The following is a 15,175-nucleotide window of genomic DNA, read 5'->3' as shown; positions in this document are numbered from 1 at the left end:
CGCCGGGATCGGAGAGGGGGACACGCGATGAGCGAGCCTGATCTCTATCTGCTTGGGCGCGCCGGGCCCGAGGAAGAACGCCTGAAGCGACAGATTGCCAATCTCGCGCCTGATTCCGACCAGCATCTCGAAAGGGTCGGCATCCGGCCGGGTGAGCGCGTCATCGATCTTGGTTGCGGCCCCGGGGGCGTGCTGCATCTCCTTGGCAAGCGTGTCGGGCCGACAGGCTCGGTGCTCGGTATCGAGCGCGACCCACATTTCGTCGAACTTGCCCGGCGCTTCGTCGAAAGCCATGCGCTCCCCCAGGTGGAGGTACGCGAGGGCGATGCCTATGCGACCGACCTGCCGCGCCGGTCCTTCGACGGCGCCCATATGCGGCTGGTGCTCGTCAACGTGCCGCGGCCGGAGCTGATCGTGCTCGAAATGGTGTCGCTGGTAAAACCCGGCGGCTGGATCGCCAGCTTCGAGGCGGATTTCCTGGCGCATATCTGCGATCCGCCGCTTGCCGCCTGGGACCGGCTGCTTTCCGCCTATATCGCCTATTCGGCGGCGAAAGGCATAGACCTCCATATCGGCCGCCGGGTGCACCGGCTGTTCCGGCAAGCGGGTGTCGAGGCGATTTCGGTCGATGCCGTCGAGCATGTCTATCCGCCGGGGCATGACCGGCGGCCGATCCTCAGAGACTTCATCAACAATGTGCGGGACGACCTGATCGGTGAAGGCTTCATCAACCGCGACGACCTCGATGCCGACCTGATGGCGCTGGATCGGCACCTCGCCGACCCGTCCGTGCTCGTCACCTCGCACCTTTTCTTCCGGCTGACCGGTCGGGTGCCGGAAGCGCTTGTCGTGAGAGCCTGAAACGGCCTTCGGCCCGAACCTGCAATCGGCCCTGCTAGGCCGCAGCGCCTGCGCGACGATGTGCCAGGCGTTCGCCGACAATGATCAGCAGACCGGCCGCGAAGATCAGCGCAGCGCCGGCAAAGACGTTCGTCGCCGGCACATCGCCCCAGATCAGGAAGCCGAGGCCGAATGCCCAGACGAGCGAGGTATATTCGAAGGGCGCGATCACCGAGATCGGCGCGCGGCGCATGCCCTCAAACAGCGCGTACTGGGCAATACCCGCAATAACCCCAGTGCCAGCCATCAGCGCGACGTCGAAGAGTGCCGGCGGCGTCCAGAAGAAGCCGACCGCAAGGCCGGTCATGGCGATGAAGAAGACGTTGGAGATGGTCATCTGCACCAAGGTCGTTTCCTGGAGCGCGGTCTTGCGCAGCATGACGGTGCCGATCGCCCAGAAGACCGCGGCCGTGAGCGCCAGGAACACCGGCAGCGACAGCTTCATGCCGGTGCCAAGCGGATCGCAGGCGATGAGCACGCCGACGAAGCCGATGAAAACGGCGAACCAGCGGATCGGCGGCACATCCTCCTTCAGGATCGGCACAGCAAGCAGCGTCACGATGATCGGGGCGGCATAGTAGAGCGTCGTCATTTCCGCGAGGCCGAGATCGCGCGCCGCGTTGAAATAGCAAAGCCAGGCGGCGAGCAGCAGCAGGTTGCGCACGAAGAGCGGCTTGACCACCGGGGACGCGACGGCGCTGCGCACCAGCTTGCCGCGGCCGATGACAAGGCAGAGCACGAGAATGGTGATGCTGCGGGTAAAGAGGATCTGCCAGACCGAATAGCCGACGACGAGCCATTTGACCGACGCATCCTGCAACGAGAACAGGAAATAGGAGAACGTCGTCATGACGATGCCTGACAGTACGGTCTTGTTCATGGAAGCCTCGATCGCGCCGGCGGGAGAGAAGCGGCAGCGTTCCGTCTGATAGCGCGGCCGCGACACACGCGGAAGAGGCATTCCCGTGGTCGCCTGTGGCGATTTCTTGCGGGTGGCTTCCGGTACGATCGGTCACCGGCTTGATGGAGATCAAGACCGGTGCTTGCGAGACTGCTAGAAGGGAGCGATAACGGCCACGAAACTCGGGTCCAACGACATGCAGCCGCTCGCCTTCGCCCTTGCCGCACTCATCCTCCTCGCAACGCCGGGGCCCACGAACACGCTGCTCTGGCTGTCCGGCGCCTCTGCGGGCTTTCGCCGGTCGCTGCCGCTGCTCACCGGTGAACTCGGTGGCTACCTCGCCGTCATCATCCCGGCCGTAGCACTGCTCGCGCCGTTCCTTGCCGCCCATCCGCAGCTCGGCCTTGCGCTGAGGCTCGTCGCCGCCTGCTGGGTTCTCTACCTCGCCTATGCGCTCTGGACCACCGATGCCGAGCGCAGCGAAGGTGTCGTCATCTCCATCCGTCAGGTCTTCGTCACGACGCTGCTCAATCCGAAGGCGCTGATGGTCGCCCTGGTGCTCTTGCCGCAGACTGGACTGGCCGCCGTCTGGCCCTGGATCGCGGGCTTCTCGCTGCTGGTCGTCGCCGCCGGATCAACGTGGATCGGCGCCGGCGCCATGCTGGTGCAGATGTCGAAGGGGTTGTCGACGTCGCACCTGCCGCGCCGGATCGCCGCCGTCTGCCTTACGCTCTTTTCCATGGGAATTGCCGGCAGCGCGATCGCGGCCATGCATTAAGACCCCTGAGGACCGGAAGGCCTCGAGGGTTTCAAGTCGCTTGCGAGACCGATTGCTGCGTCACGCAGCAGCAGCCGCCTCGCCCAATTCCTTTGCCAGCGCCGTGCCGATCAGTTGTTCCCAACCCCCGCGCCGGTATTCGAGCTTGTCGAGCCCGTCGAGGAAGGCAACCTGTTCGGTGAAGACGAGGCGCGTACCGTTGCCCTCCGGCTGAATGTCGACGGTCGCGACGGACGCGGAAATCCGTCTGTCGTTCTCAGCCATCGTATAAGCGAAAATGATCCGGCGGTTCTCGACGATGTCGAGATAGGTGGTGTCGTCACGATAGATCGTTTTGCCGTCCTGGCTGAAGCGACCGCTCTCGCGACCGCCGACGCGGAAGTCATGGTTGAATTCGGCCACCGGCCCGTCAGCACTGACGAACCAGCGTTCCTTGGCGGCCGGCTCGGAGAAAGCCCGGAACACCTGTTCCGGCGTCGCCTTGAAGCTGCGCTCGATGGTGAAGCTCGCATGTTCCACGGATCTGTCGGTCATGTTCTCTCTCCTCCGATGTTCGAAAACCGTTGGCCCTTGCCTAACTGGTTTCTTTTAAAAACTGCTATAATTTTGAAAGCAGTTGCACGATAGCCTCACTGATGCGATAATGCAAGCGGTTTTAAAGAGGTGCCAATGAAGGACGACATTCGCTCGGGTTGCCCGATCAATCTTTCGCTCGAAGTGTTCGGCGACAAATGGAGCCTGCTGATCATTCGCGACATGATCTTCGGCGGTAAGCGGCACTTCCGGGAATTGCTGCGCTCACAAGAGGGTATCTCGTCGAACATTCTGGCGGACCGGTTGAAGATGCTGGTCGAGCAAGGCATGCTGACCAAGGCCGACGACCCCACCCACAAGCAGAAGGCGATCTACAGCCTGACAGAGATGACGATCGCGCTGGTGCCGATCATGGCCCAGCTTGGCGCCTGGGGGCGGCGCTACCTGCCGGTCAGCGAGGAACTCAGCATTCGCGCCGAACTGATGGAAGACGGCGGCCCGGAACTCTGGGATCGATTCATGGAGGAGTTGCGCCACGCGCATCTCGGCACACCGATCGAGGGACCTCCGCGGGTGCGCGCCATGCTGCAGGCCGCCTACGAAGAGGTGGTCGCCAGGAAGGCGCGTGACAAGGCGATCGCCTGACACCACGCAAGGTGCACATCAGAGCCCGATCGCAGACAGCATGACGAAAGTGGCAAACAGCACGAAATGCGTCATGCCCTCGATGGCATTGGTCTGTCCGTCATTGAGATTGATCGCGGCAACGATCAACGTGACCGCCACCATGACCGACTGCACCGGCGACATCGCCATCAGGAAGGGCTGGCCGGTGTAGAGCGCGATCGCCTCCATGACAGGCACGGTCAGGATGACCGTCGAGAGCGAGGCGCCGAGCGCGATATTGACCACCGCCTGCATGCGGTTGGCGAGTGCCGCCCGCATGGCGGTCATGATCTCCGGCGAGGCGGAGATTGCGGCAACCACGATCGCCGTGACAGCTGGCGGCGCACCGCTACCCTTCAGGCCCGAGGTCAGGAGCGACGACATCACTTCCGCCAACACGCCGATCAGGACGATGCCGAGGATCAGGATCACGATCGACGGCAGCACCGGCTGATCCGGCCCGCGCTGCACTGCGCTGCCCTCACCCTTCGCCTTCGGATAGCTGTAGCTGAAGAAATAACTATGCACCCCAACCTGCATGCGCAGGAACAGGGCATAGAGCGTGATCATCGCGCCGATGGTGAAAGCCGAATAGAGATGCCATTTCGCCGCCGGCACGAATTCCGGCACGATCATCGAAATCCCCATCGCTGTCAGGATCATCACGCTGTAGGTGCGGGCGGAATCGTCGTTATAGGGCTGCTCGCCGTGTTTCAGGCCACCGAGCAGCGCAGCCAGGCCCAAGATGCCGTTGATGTCGAGCATGACGGCCGCATAGATCGTGTCGCGCACCAGCGTCGGCGAGGTCTCGCTGGCCATCATGATCGCCAGCACCACGACCTCGACCAGGACCGCCGAGAGCGTCAGGATCATCGTTCCATAGGGATCGCCGACCTTGGATGCCAGCACCTCGGCATGGTGCGATACGCGCAGCGACGCAAGTACGATCGCCACCACGAGACCGGCGGCCCCGAGAAGCGCGGCCAGACGTCCCATCCCAAGGAGCTGATGCTCCAGCGCGATCCCGGCGATCGCGGCAGCCACGGCAACGAACAGCAGACGCTCCGATCTCATGCGCGCCAACAAGCCGTTCCCTCCGGTGAAAGCCAGTCCTGTCCGTCGAGCGAACTATAGGGCCGACCGCTGCCAAAGCAAATCACGGAGAAAGGACTATTTTCCTTCGGATTCTTTACCGGTACGCCGCGTTTCGGTACTGTGGCGTCGAACAAAACCCAGCAAGCGGCCGCCACGTTCGGCCCGGACCTTTCGCATGTTGTCTCACGGCACGATCTGGCACGCCATCGATGCATTGGCCGAGCGCAATCAGCTCTCGCCTTCGGGTCTCGCCCGCCGCGCCGGGCTCGACCCCACCTCCTTCAACAAGTCGAAGCGCCACTCTGCCGACGGGCGGGAACGCTGGCCCTCGACGGAATCGATCGCGAAGGTGCTCGAGGCGACCGGAGCCACGATGGACCAGTTCACCAGCCTGTTGAACCCGGAGGCCGCTGAGGCGGCAGCCCCGGCAGCTGCAAGCGCGACGATCCCGCTGATCGGGTTTGCCCAGGCGGGCGCAGGCGGCTTCTTCGACGATGGCGGTTTTCCGGCCGGTCAGGGCTGGGACGTCATCGATTTTCCGACAGCGGCCGAACGCCGGACCGGCATCTACGCGCTCGAAGTCCAGGGCGACAGCATGCTGCCGCTCTACCGCGACGGCGATACCCTGATTGTCGATCCGGGTGCGCAGGTTCGGCGCGGCGACCGTGTGGTGGTCAAGACACGCGAAGGCGAGGTCATGGCGAAGGTGCTGACGCGCCAGACGCCGCGCACGATCGAACTCCTCTCACTCAACCCGGAGCACCCGAACCGGAGCTTCGAGATCAGCCAGATCGAATGGATCGCCCGGATCATCTGGGCCAGCCAATAGGACGTTCTTCCTGATGCGGCAGCATTTATACACCCTTGCCGGCGGTATCGCCGCGATCGCACTTTTCACCGGCATCCTCTACGCTGGCGCAGCCGCCATCCGCGACCGCGAGAGTGCCGCCACGCCGGATCTCGTTCTCGAAACGCCCGACCTGACGGAAATCGCACCGGCACCGGATGAAGCCGAAACGGGCGATAACGTGCCGCTCGACTTGGGAACGCCGACAGCAGGCAACGGTGCGGCTGCGACCGGCGATCAAGCGCAGACGCCCACGACGGAAAAAACAGCACGCGCCATCGAGCCGCAACAGTTCGGCCAGCCGGAAATCGTAACCAGCGCACCGCTCGAACGGGTGGAGCCGCGCGCACCGCTGTCAGCGCCGGAGAAACAAGCGAAGGCGACCGCCGGACCGACCATCCTCTATCGCCCCGTGGCGATCGCCGCCGGTGTGATCCAGTTCGACAAGCTCACACTGCAGATCGATGGCATCGAGCCCGAACAGGCGGAGAGAACCTGCGAAACCGGGGGAAAGAGCTGGCCCTGTGGCATCGTCGCACGGACGGCCTTCAGAAACTTCCTGCGCGCACGCGCGGTCAGTTGCGACATGCCCGAAGGAAGCGCCGGCCCATCGGCCACGGCATCCTGCTCGCTCGGCGGACAGGACCTCGCAGCCTGGCTCGTCGACAATGGCTGGGCGACGCCGCTACCCGGCTCGGCGCTCGGGAAGCGGGCCGACGCCGCGCGTCAGGCCAAGCTTGGCTTCTATGGCGAGGACCCGCGCGACCTCAGTCACACGCCGATGACGTTTGACGACCCAACCCTCGGTACCGGGATGGACGAGCCGCAGCCGGACTTGTAAACAGCCGCGGCAACTCCCAGCTCTCAACCATCCAGATCCTCTCCCTGTAGCGTTGCGACAGTGAGATGATCCAGCTCCTTGAAACTCTGCAATTCCGGATGAAAAACCGCTTCACGCCGTGCCCGGAATTGCGCTACCGCCGGAAAGACCCATGCTGCCAAGCCTCAGCCACCACGAAGCCCTCGTCTATGTCATGGTGATGATGTCGGCGGTCGACCGCGAGATGAGCGACGACGAATTCACCCGCATCGGCCGACTGGTGCAGTTTCTGCCGGTCTTCGACGGGTTCGACGAGGACCAGCTCGTCCATATCGGCCACGAATGCTCCGCTCAGCTCGCAGCGCCCGAGGGGCTCGACATCGCGCTGGAAATCGTGCGCGAGGCGCTTCCGGAAAAGTTCCATGAGACGGCCTATGCCCTAGCGGTCGAGATCGCCGCCGCGGACCAGCGCATTCGCAACGAAGAGATCCGGTTCTTACAATTGCTGCGCGATCGTCTGGGTCTCGACAAGCTCACCTGCGCCGCAATCGAGCGCGGGGCGTTGGCCCGCTTCCGCCGATAACCGCCTCTTTCTCAGCTGGTCACGCCAGGCTTGCCTGGCGCTCAGTAGATGCCGTTCGGGCTCAGTAGATGCCGTTCGGGAAGTAGCGCAGGTAGATTTCCTCAAGCCGGCCGCTGCGCGAAAGCGCCAGCAGCGCGTGGTTGATCGCCTGGGTCAGCGCCGGTTCGGACTTGCGATTCATGATCGTCAGGCCTTCACCGAGAAAGCGTTGCGAGAAATAGGCGCCATCGACGAGCGAGCAGCAGCCGCCCGCAGTCGTGCCAGAGATCCAGAAGGAAAGTTGCAAGCCATCGGAAAAGACCGCCGGCACTTCGCCCTTCTGCAGTGCCAAAAGCATGGCATCGCGATCCGGGAAGACCTTGGCCTCGATCTTCGGGAAGAAGGCCTTGAACATGGCCTCGTGCGTCGTACCCGCCACGACGCCGACCGATTTTTTGCTAAGGTCCTTCGGACCCGTCACGGCACCGGCCGCCTTTGAATTGACGGCGAAACGGGCTGGCAGCCGCATGAAGGCGCGCGAGAAGCCGAAGCGCTGGCGCAGTTCCGGACCGACGGCAATGCCGGCGGCAACCGCTTCGCCCTGCCCCTGCTCCAACGCCGGCAACAGTTCCGCATAGGTCACGGCCTGGATCTGGCATTTGGCTTCGATGTCGAGTTCGCGGCAGATCTCGCGCACGAGATCAACGTGAAAACCGGAAAGCTTGCCTGACTGGTCGATGAAGTTGAACGGTGGAAAGTCCACCGTCGTCAGGAAGCGCAGGCGCGCCAGGCCCGTGAGATCAGGCTTGGCGATGCGTTCGCGCGCGTCGAACAGTATGGGCAGATCCCTGGGCTGCGCCGCAAGCGACGTTGCGATCAGGGACGCGCAAAGGGCGAACAGGGGAAGAAATCTCATGGGCAGCGGGCCGGCACGCTTCTTGTCTCAGGGGCGGCCCTTAGAACCGCGGGATGATTCATCGAGCAATAAAGTAACCGTCCGCGAGGCAACTGGCCATAGGTCTCGCGCGAAGGAGACAAGAAGCTTCAGGAAGAATTGGAGCGGGTGATCGGGATCGAACCGACGACATCAAGCTTGGGAAGCTGGCGTTCTACCACTGAACTACACCCGCGATGCCCCCGAAATTTCCCGAACCGGGACGATCTGTCAAGGACCCTTGCGCGGTATCGCACGAGGAGCCTGGGCAAAATCCCCTACTCGGCGCGGAAATGCTTCGAAAGCTTCAGGCCCTGAGCCTGATAGTTGGAGCCGACGCCGAGGCCGTAGAGACCGTCTGGACGTTCCAGCATGTGTTCATAGATCAGGCGGCCGACGATCTGCCCATGCTCGAGGATGAACGGCACCTCGTGGCTGCGCACTTCAAGCACCGCACGGCTGCCGCTGCCGCCGGCAGACGCATGGCCGAAGCCCGGATCGAAGAAGCCGGCATAGTGCACGCGGAATTCGCCGACCAGCGGATCAAACGGCGTCATCTCGGCGGCATAAAGCGGCGGAACGTGCACTGCCTCGCGCGAAACGAGGATGTAGAACTCGTCCGGATCGAGGATCAGCTCGTCGCGTCCACGGCTGTAGAGCGGCTCCCAGAAGTCGAAGATCGCATGCTGCGCCTTCTTGTCGACGTCGATGACGGCGGTGTGGTGCTTGCCGCGATAGCCGATCAGGCCCTCCGGACCGGTGCCCTTCAGATCGATCGACAGCGCGATGCCGCCACCGCTGACATTCGGTCGCTCACTCGCCACCAGCGTATCGCTCTCGTGCAGGGCCACCAACTCCTGCTCCGACAGGATCGATTGCCCCATGCGGAAACGGATCTGCGATAGGCGCGAGCCGCGGCGCACGACGATCGGGAAGGTACGCGGGCTGATTTCGAGATAGAGCGGACCGCTATAGCCGGCCGGGATCTTGTCGAATTCCTGGGCGCGGTCGGTGATGACACGGGTGAAGATGTCGAGGCGCCCGGTCGAGCTCTTCGGATTGGCCGAGGCAGACATGCCCGCAGGCAGCGCCAGGCTCTCCATCAGCGGCACGATGTAGACGCAGCCGGTTTCAAGCACGGCACCATCGGTGAGATCGACCACGTGCAGCTTCAGCCGGTCCAGTTTGTCCGCAACGAGATGGGACGGGCCAGGCATGAAGCTCGCACGGACGCGAAAGGCCTTGGCGCCAAGGCGCAGGTCGAGGCTTGCCGGCTGGATCTGGTCGTCATCCAGCGGTCTCTCGCTCTTCAGGCGCCCCGTTTCGAACAGCGCGGCAATCGCGCGGTCGGCCAAAATCCCAGTGTCGCGGCCCATCGCAGTCCTCTTTTCAGTTGCGAGACAAAACCAAACTCCGGGAATTGACGCAAGCGCACCCTAGCAGTATTGAAGCTTTATCCCGTGGTGATTTGGCCGGTCGGCTTGCAGCCACGTTAAACAAGTAGCTAAAAAGGCCGGGTGTCAAACCGGCTCGTTTTCGCGGCCGGTTTTTTTGTTTTTGAAAGTGATCGTCACATGAGCAAAAACTGGCGCCCCGCAACACAACTGGTCCACGGCGGAACCACTCGCTCCCAGCACGGCGAAACCTCCGAAGCGATCTTCCTCACCCAGGGCTTCGTCTACGAAACGTCCGAAGCGGCCGAAGCCCGGTTCAAGGGCGAGACCGAAGGCTTCATCTACGCCCGCTACGGCAGCCCGACCAATGACATGTTCGAGAAGCGCATGTGCATGCTGGAAGGCGCCGAAGACGCGCGCGCCACGGCTTCGGGCATGGCTGCCGTTTCCGCGGCAATCCTCTGCCAGCTCAAGGCCGGCGACCACATCGTTGCCGCCCGCGCCCTCTTCGGCTCGTGCCGCTGGGTGGTCGAGACATTGGCGCCGAAATACGGCATCGAATGCACGCTCGTCGACGGTCGCGATCTCGCAAACTGGGAAAAGGCGATCCAGAAGAATACCAAGGTCTTCTTCCTGGAAAGCCCGACCAACCCGACCCTCGAAGTCATCGACATTGCCGGCGTCGCCAAGCTCGCCAATCAGATCGGCGCCAAGGTCGTCGTCGACAACGTCTTCGCAACTCCGCTCTTCCAGAAGCCGCTGGAACTCGGCGCCCATATCGTCGTCTACTCCGCCACCAAGCACATCGACGGCCAGGGCCGCTGCCTCGGCGGAGTGGTGCTTTCCGACAAGGAATGGATCAACGAGAACCTGCACGACTACTTCCGCCATACGGGCCCGGCCATGTCGCCGTTCAATGCCTGGACGCTCCTGAAGGGCATCGAGACCCTGCCGCTGCGCGTCAAGCAGCAGACGGAAACAGCCCGCCGCGTCGCCGATTTCCTCGCTGAGCAGCCGCAGGTGGCCAAGGTCATCTATCCCGGCCGCAAGGATCACCCGCAGGCCGACATCATCGCCAAGCAGATGACCGGCGGCTCCACCCTCGTCGCCTTCGAACTGAAGGGCGGCAAGGACGCAGCCTTCGCGCTGCAAAACGCGCTGGAGATCGTCCGGATCTCGAACAACCTTGGCGACAGCAAGAGCCTGATCACCCATCCGGCAACGACGACGCACAAGAACCTGACCGACGAGGCCCGCGAAGAACTCGGCATTTCCGCCGGTACCGTGCGCTTCTCGGCCGGCATCGAGGACAGCGAGGACGTGGTGGAAGATTTCGCCCGCGCACTGAAGGCCGTCAAAGCCTGACGCTATCGAAAACGTGGCCGCCGCTGCAGAGGGCGGCCACCGATCGCTTCCAGCGATCGCGGCGCTGCTCCGTCGGCGCCGTGAAAACCAGCAAGGAAACCAACGGGATCGGAGCCGGTCGAAGGTCGCATCACGTTGCCGCAAGCCCTTGCCCCAGAATGGGCGCGCACAATCTTGCCGTTATTCTTGACGAAACCATCTTGCTGTAGAATACCCTGAAAGACCTGAAGCAAGGTGTTGCCCATGTATCGCGCTTTGACCCGCGACATAGAAGTTACGGTGGAGCCGTACTATCTCGAAGAGCAGTCGGATCCCGATGACGGTCGCTATGTCTGGGGCTATCGCATTGTCATCTCGAACCACTCGGAAGCAGCAGTGCGGTTGATGACCCGCTACTGGCACATCACCGACGAGAACGGGCAGGTCGATGAGGTCAGCGGTCCTGGTGTGATCGGCGAACAGCCGTTGCTCAACCCCGGCGATACCTATGAGTATTCGTCCGGCTGCCCGCTGGATACGCCGTCGGGCGTGATGTTCGGCCACTACAGCATGGAAGCCGAAGGCGGAGAAACCTTCAACGTCGCCATTCCGGCCTTCTCGCTCGATTCCCCCGGGCTGGTGCGCACCCTGAACTAGGGCACGCGCTGACCTCCGTGAAACAGGTCCTCCCTTCGTAGAACCCACTCCTTAAAAACGAAAACGGGAAGCGCGCAGATGTGCCGCTTCCCGCTTCGTCACTTTGTGACAGGGTGCCTGATCGCGATACTGGATGAACCCGACCAGCATCGGCCAAAGCGCCGCCCGTTATTTACTGCGGGCGCACTTCGCTGGCCTCGAAGCGATAGGTCGTCGAGCAGAACTCGCAGGTGACCTTGACCTCGCCATCATCGATGGTGCTTTCGAGATCATCCGCTTCCAGATTGGCGAGCACCGAGCGCAGCTTCTCGCGCGAGCAACTGCAACGATCAAAGACCGCCTGCGGCTCATAGACGCGAACGCCGCGCTCGTGGAACAGCCGATAGAGCAAGCGTTCGGTTCCGACCATCGGGTCCGTCAGCTCGTCGGTGTCGATCGTCTCGACCATCACCTTGGCTTCCGCCCAGAGATCGTCATCCTCGAAGGCGCTCGCGCCGTCATCGCCGTCGCCGCCGGAAAGATCGGGCTGGCGCATGCGCTCGGGCGCTTCCGGCAGGAACTGGGCGACCATGCCGCCGGCGCGCCAGCGGTGGCGCGGCTTGCCATTCTCATCGCGGTCGAGCAGCTCAGCAACGCCGAGCCTGACCTTGGTCGGGATCTGTTCCGACTGGCGGAAATAGACGCCGGCGATTTCTTCGAGCGTCGCGCCATCGAGCGCGACGATGCCCTGGTAGCGCTGGGTATGAACGCCCTGGTCGATGGTGAAGGCGAGAACGCCCTTGCCGAGCAGCTCGTGTGAAAGGGTGCGGCCATCCTTTTCGGCGACCGCAAGCGCATCCGCATCGTAACGGGCATAGGCGCGCACGCGATCCGGCGTCGAGAAGTCGGCGACGACAAGATCGACGGGACCGTCTCCCTTTGTCTGAACGATCAGCTTGCCTTCGAATTTCAGCGAGGTGCCGAGAAGGACCGTCAGCACGACGGTTTCGGCAACGAGCCGCGCGACCGGAAGCGGATAGTTGTGGCGCTCCAGAATTGCGTCGAGCATCGGGCCGAGTTGCACGGCGCGGCCGCGTACATCGAGGCCTTCCACCTGGAAAGGCACGACGTGATCGTCACCGGCGAAGTCGAATTCACCAAGCCCTGGCGTCATGTCAGTCATGTCTTGCTCCTTGCTTCAGCCAACTGCGTTGCACCAGGGACATTCCTGTCCCCCGGCGCAACGTGCCCGCTGTCTCAATTGATCCCGCGATGAACGGATTGTCCACCGGGTATGTGCCGTCGGCCATCGCGCCGCGCACCACCCATGGCAGTCGGCGCTTCACTGTTGTCAGGAGCGCCCCGCTGCCGCCTAGATCGTGTCGCGCGGCAGCAATGTCAATAGCCGGCCTTCAGCTCGCCGAAGCTGCGCCATCGCGCTCGCCGCGGCGCGCACAAGCGGCCTAGACGAGACCCATGCACCAGGCGATGATCGACTTCTGCGCATGCAGACGGTTTTCAGCCTCATCGAAGACCACCGACTGCGGACCGTCGATCACCTCGTCGGTCACCTCCTCGCCACGGTGTGCCGGCAGGCAATGCATGAACAGCGCGTCGGAGGCTGCATGCTTCATCAAGGCTTCGTTGACCTGATAGGGCTGGAAGACGTTGTGGCCGCGGGCGCGGTGCTCCTGGTTCATCGACACCCAGGTGTCCGTGACGATGCAATTGGCATTGGCGACGGCCTGCTCGGCGTCATGGCACAGCAGGATCTCCCCGCCGTTGTTGCGGGCCCAATTCAGGATCTTGTCCTGCGGCTCGGAACCCAGCGGTACGGCCATGTTCATGCGATAGCCGAAACGGGCGGAGCCTTCGATCAGCGAGTGCAGCACGTTGTTGCCGTCGCCGGTCCAGGCGATCGTCTTGCCCTTCACCGGTCCGCGATGCTCCTCGAAGGTCATGATGTCGGCCATGATCTGGCACGGATGGGTGTCGTCGGTCAGCCCGTTGATGACGGGGACCGTCGCGTGTTCTGCCAATTCCAGCAGGCGGCGATGGTCCGTCGTGCGGATCATGATCGCGTCGACATAGCGCGACAGGACCTTGGCCGTATCGCCGATCGTCTCGGCGCGGCCGAGTTGCATTTCCGTGCCCGACAGGAACAGGGTTTCGCCGCCGAGCTGGCGCATGCCGACATCGAAGGACACGCGGGTGCGGGTGGACGGCTTTTCGAAGATCATTGCCAGCATCTTGCCGGCGAGCGGCTTCTCGGCGGTTCCGGCCTTGGTCGCCGCCTTTCGGACGCGGGCATCATCGATGATCGTCCGGAGATCGGCGGCCGTCATGGCCGAAAGATCGAGAAAATGTCTGGTGCCTGCCATCGTACTCGGTTCCTGTCTGAAATATCGATCCTTGGCGCGCCCGCATCCTGCGGGACGCCCAAAGGTCATTCTAACACCTGGATAGGTTTAAGCTCTCATCCGTTACGCTGCGGCGTTACCGCCAGCCTTCCGCACTGCTTCGGCGGCTCGCTCGATGCGTGCGAGGCCTTCGCGGGCCTCCTCTGCCGTCACCGTCAGCGGCGGCAGCAGGCGCAGTACATTGTCGCCGGCCGGCACGGCGAGGAGCTTCTCGGCACGGATCTCCTTCAGGAGATCGGCTGAGGGGCCTTTCACCTTGATGCCCAGCATCAGGCCATCGCCGCGGATGTCCTCGATGACATCCGGGTAGCGGTCCTTCAGTGAGGCAAGCCCCTGACGGAAGACGAGTGCGACGTCGCGCACATGGGCAAGGAAGCCGTCAGCGAGGATGACGTCGAGCACGGCGTTGCCGACGGCCATCGCCAGCGGATTGCCGCCATAGGTCGAACCATGCGTGCCCGCCACCATGCCGGCGGCCGCCTCTTCCGTCGCCAGGCAAGCGCCGAGCGGGAAACCGCCGCCGATGCCCTTGGCGACGGCCATGATATCCGGGCGGATCCCCGTCCACTCATGGGCGAAAAGCTTGCCCGTGCGGCCGACGCCGGTCTGAACCTCGTCGAGGATCAGAAGCAGGCCGAATTCGTCGCAGAGCGCACGCAGTTCCTGCATGAATTCCTTCGTCGCCGGACGGATGCCGCCCTCGCCCTGGATCGGCTCGATCAGGATCGCGGCGGTCTCCTCGGTGATCGCATTCTTGACGGCTGCGATATCGCCGAACGGGACCTGATAGAAACCCGGGGCCTTCGGCCCGAAACCTTCGATATACTTCTGTTGCCCACCGGCGGCGATCGTCGCGATGGTGCGGCCGTGGAAGGCACCCTCGAAGGTGATGATATGAAACTTCTCGGGCTGTCCCTTGGCGAAGTGGTAGCGCCGTGCCGTCTTGATCGCGCATTCCAGCGCTTCCGCGCCGGAATTGGTGAAGAAGACCCGATCGGCGAAGGTGACGGCCGCCAGGCGACGTCCGAGGCTTTCCTGGCCAGGAACTTCGTAGAGGTTGGAAAGATGCCAGACCTTTTCGGCCTGCGCCTTCAGCGCCTCGACGAGGTGCGGATGCGCGTGACCGAGCGAGTTCACGGCAACGCCGGCGGCGAAGTCGAGGTAGCGCGAGCCGTCTTCGGCGATCAGCCAGACACCCTCTCCTCGCTCGAAACGCAACGGCGCGCGCATGTAGGTATCGTAAAGCGGCGTGGTTGCAGTCATGCGAGGCTCTCCTTCACTCCAATCGACATCGATCCCGCTGCTTCATGCGGCCCGATAAAAATCAAAAATGCCGCCTTTCGG

At 63.2% G+C, this 15,175-nt stretch carries 17 protein-coding genes, 1 tRNA gene and 1 riboswitch; of the genes, 8 read left to right on the top strand and 10 right to left on the bottom strand.

What is annotated here, in order from left to right; all coding sequences use genetic code 11:
- Positions 1-27: 27 nt before the first annotated feature.
- Complete coding sequence (locus tag PWG15_RS00820; RefSeq protein ID WP_275022612.1) at positions 28-861, top strand: methyltransferase domain-containing protein; 834 nt, start codon at positions 28-30, stop codon at positions 859-861.
- Between the two features lie 34 nt (positions 862-895).
- On the opposite strand, the gene PWG15_RS00815 is transcribed toward PWG15_RS00820, so the two are convergent.
- Positions 896-1,780 carry a DMT family transporter gene (locus PWG15_RS00815; protein WP_275022611.1) on the bottom strand — a complete coding sequence of 295 codons (885 nt, stop codon included), beginning with the start codon at positions 1,778-1,780 and terminating at the stop codon, positions 896-898.
- Positions 1,781-1,997: 217 nt separating this feature from the next.
- Between PWG15_RS00815 and PWG15_RS00810 the strand changes: the two genes are divergently transcribed.
- Positions 1,998-2,579 (top strand): LysE family translocator, encoded by a 582-nt coding sequence (locus PWG15_RS00810; RefSeq protein WP_275022610.1) that lies wholly within the window; start codon positions 1,998-2,000, stop codon positions 2,577-2,579.
- 60 nt (positions 2,580-2,639) lie between these two features.
- Here PWG15_RS00810 and PWG15_RS00805 read toward each other — a convergent pair whose 3' ends face one another.
- Positions 2,640-3,113 (bottom strand): SRPBCC family protein, encoded by a 474-nt coding sequence (locus tag PWG15_RS00805; RefSeq protein WP_275022609.1) that lies wholly within the window; start codon positions 3,111-3,113, stop codon positions 2,640-2,642.
- A 135-nt stretch (positions 3,114-3,248) separates the two neighbouring features.
- Here PWG15_RS00805 and PWG15_RS00800 point away from each other — a divergent pair, with 135 nt between their 5' ends.
- Positions 3,249-3,758, top strand: coding sequence for a winged helix-turn-helix transcriptional regulator (locus PWG15_RS00800; RefSeq protein ID WP_275022608.1), 510 nt, complete (start codon positions 3,249-3,251; stop codon positions 3,756-3,758).
- A gap of 18 nt (positions 3,759-3,776) precedes the next feature.
- Here the strand turns inward: PWG15_RS00800 and PWG15_RS00795 are convergent, their stop codons facing one another.
- Positions 3,777-4,865, bottom strand: a complete 1,089-nt coding sequence (locus PWG15_RS00795; protein WP_275022607.1) for a calcium:cation antiporter — start codon at positions 4,863-4,865, stop codon at positions 3,777-3,779.
- Positions 4,866-5,049: 184 nt separating this feature from the next.
- On the opposite strand from PWG15_RS00795, the gene PWG15_RS00790 reads away from it, so the two are divergent.
- From PWG15_RS00790 to PWG15_RS00780, 3 genes are all read left to right on the top strand, one after another.
- On the top strand, positions 5,050-5,703 hold the full coding sequence (locus PWG15_RS00790) for a S24 family peptidase (RefSeq protein ID WP_275022606.1): 654 nt from the start codon (positions 5,050-5,052) through the stop codon (positions 5,701-5,703).
- A gap of 13 nt (positions 5,704-5,716) precedes the next feature.
- On the top strand, positions 5,717-6,562 hold the full coding sequence (locus PWG15_RS00785; protein WP_275022605.1) for a thermonuclease family protein: 846 nt from the start codon (positions 5,717-5,719) through the stop codon (positions 6,560-6,562).
- 151 nt (positions 6,563-6,713) lie between these two features.
- Positions 6,714-7,124 carry a tellurite resistance TerB family protein gene (locus PWG15_RS00780; protein ID WP_275022604.1) on the top strand — a complete coding sequence of 137 codons (411 nt, stop codon included), beginning with the start codon at positions 6,714-6,716 and terminating at the stop codon, positions 7,122-7,124.
- A 61-nt stretch (positions 7,125-7,185) separates the two neighbouring features.
- Here the strand turns inward: PWG15_RS00780 and PWG15_RS00775 are convergent, their stop codons facing one another.
- The 3 genes from PWG15_RS00775 to PWG15_RS00765 all read right to left on the bottom strand — a co-directional run bounded on the left by PWG15_RS00775 (position 7,186) and on the right by PWG15_RS00765 (position 9,413).
- Positions 7,186-8,019: a transporter substrate-binding domain-containing protein gene (locus tag PWG15_RS00775; protein WP_275022603.1), complete on the bottom strand. Its 834-nt coding sequence runs from the start codon at positions 8,017-8,019 to the stop codon at positions 7,186-7,188.
- 139 nt (positions 8,020-8,158) lie between these two features.
- Positions 8,159-8,233, bottom strand: a tRNA-Gly gene (locus PWG15_RS00770).
- Positions 8,234-8,315: 82 nt separating this feature from the next.
- Positions 8,316-9,413 (bottom strand): 2'-deoxycytidine 5'-triphosphate deaminase, encoded by a 1,098-nt coding sequence (locus PWG15_RS00765; protein ID WP_275022602.1) that lies wholly within the window; start codon positions 9,411-9,413, stop codon positions 8,316-8,318.
- Between the two features lie 74 nt (positions 9,414-9,487).
- Positions 9,488-9,566, top strand: a riboswitch (SAM riboswitch).
- A 45-nt stretch (positions 9,567-9,611) separates the two neighbouring features.
- Here PWG15_RS00765 and PWG15_RS00760 point away from each other — a divergent pair.
- Positions 9,612-10,796, top strand: a complete 1,185-nt coding sequence (locus PWG15_RS00760; protein WP_275022601.1) for an O-succinylhomoserine sulfhydrylase — start codon at positions 9,612-9,614, stop codon at positions 10,794-10,796.
- A 2-nt stretch (positions 10,797-10,798) separates the two neighbouring features.
- Here the strand turns inward: PWG15_RS00760 and PWG15_RS00755 are convergent, their stop codons facing one another.
- A complete protein-coding gene (locus tag PWG15_RS00755; protein ID WP_275022600.1) occupies positions 10,799-11,041 on the bottom strand; it encodes a hypothetical protein in 243 nt (80 codons plus the stop codon).
- Between PWG15_RS00755 and apaG the strand changes: the two genes are divergently transcribed.
- Entirely contained in the window at positions 11,040-11,432 is a 393-nt protein-coding gene (gene apaG, locus PWG15_RS00750; protein ID WP_275022599.1) for a Co2+/Mg2+ efflux facilitator ApaG/CorD, read from the top strand. The two genes, PWG15_RS00755 and apaG, sit on opposite strands and share 2 nt — an antisense overlap.
- A 172-nt stretch (positions 11,433-11,604) precedes the next feature.
- On the opposite strand, the gene PWG15_RS00745 is transcribed toward apaG, so the two are convergent.
- From PWG15_RS00745 to PWG15_RS00735, 3 genes are all read right to left on the bottom strand, one after another.
- Positions 11,605-12,594 (bottom strand): Hsp33 family molecular chaperone, encoded by a 990-nt coding sequence (locus PWG15_RS00745; protein WP_275022598.1) that lies wholly within the window; start codon positions 12,592-12,594, stop codon positions 11,605-11,607.
- A 280-nt stretch (positions 12,595-12,874) separates the two neighbouring features.
- The gene (argF, locus tag PWG15_RS00740; protein ID WP_275022597.1) at positions 12,875-13,792 is read right to left on the bottom strand and encodes an ornithine carbamoyltransferase; all 918 of its coding nucleotides are present in this window, start codon (positions 13,790-13,792) and stop codon (positions 12,875-12,877) included.
- Positions 13,793-13,894: 102 nt separating this feature from the next.
- Positions 13,895-15,094 (bottom strand): aspartate aminotransferase family protein, encoded by a 1,200-nt coding sequence (locus PWG15_RS00735; RefSeq protein WP_065372310.1) that lies wholly within the window; start codon positions 15,092-15,094, stop codon positions 13,895-13,897.
- Positions 15,095-15,175: the final 81 nt, after the last annotated feature.

The organism is Ensifer adhaerens (genome assembly GCF_028993555.1).
Taxonomy (GTDB): Bacteria; Pseudomonadota; Alphaproteobacteria; order Rhizobiales; family Rhizobiaceae; genus Ensifer; species Ensifer adhaerens_I.
Note: the sequence above shows the minus strand (reverse complement) of the source record. Positions and strands in the feature narration are given on the sequence as shown.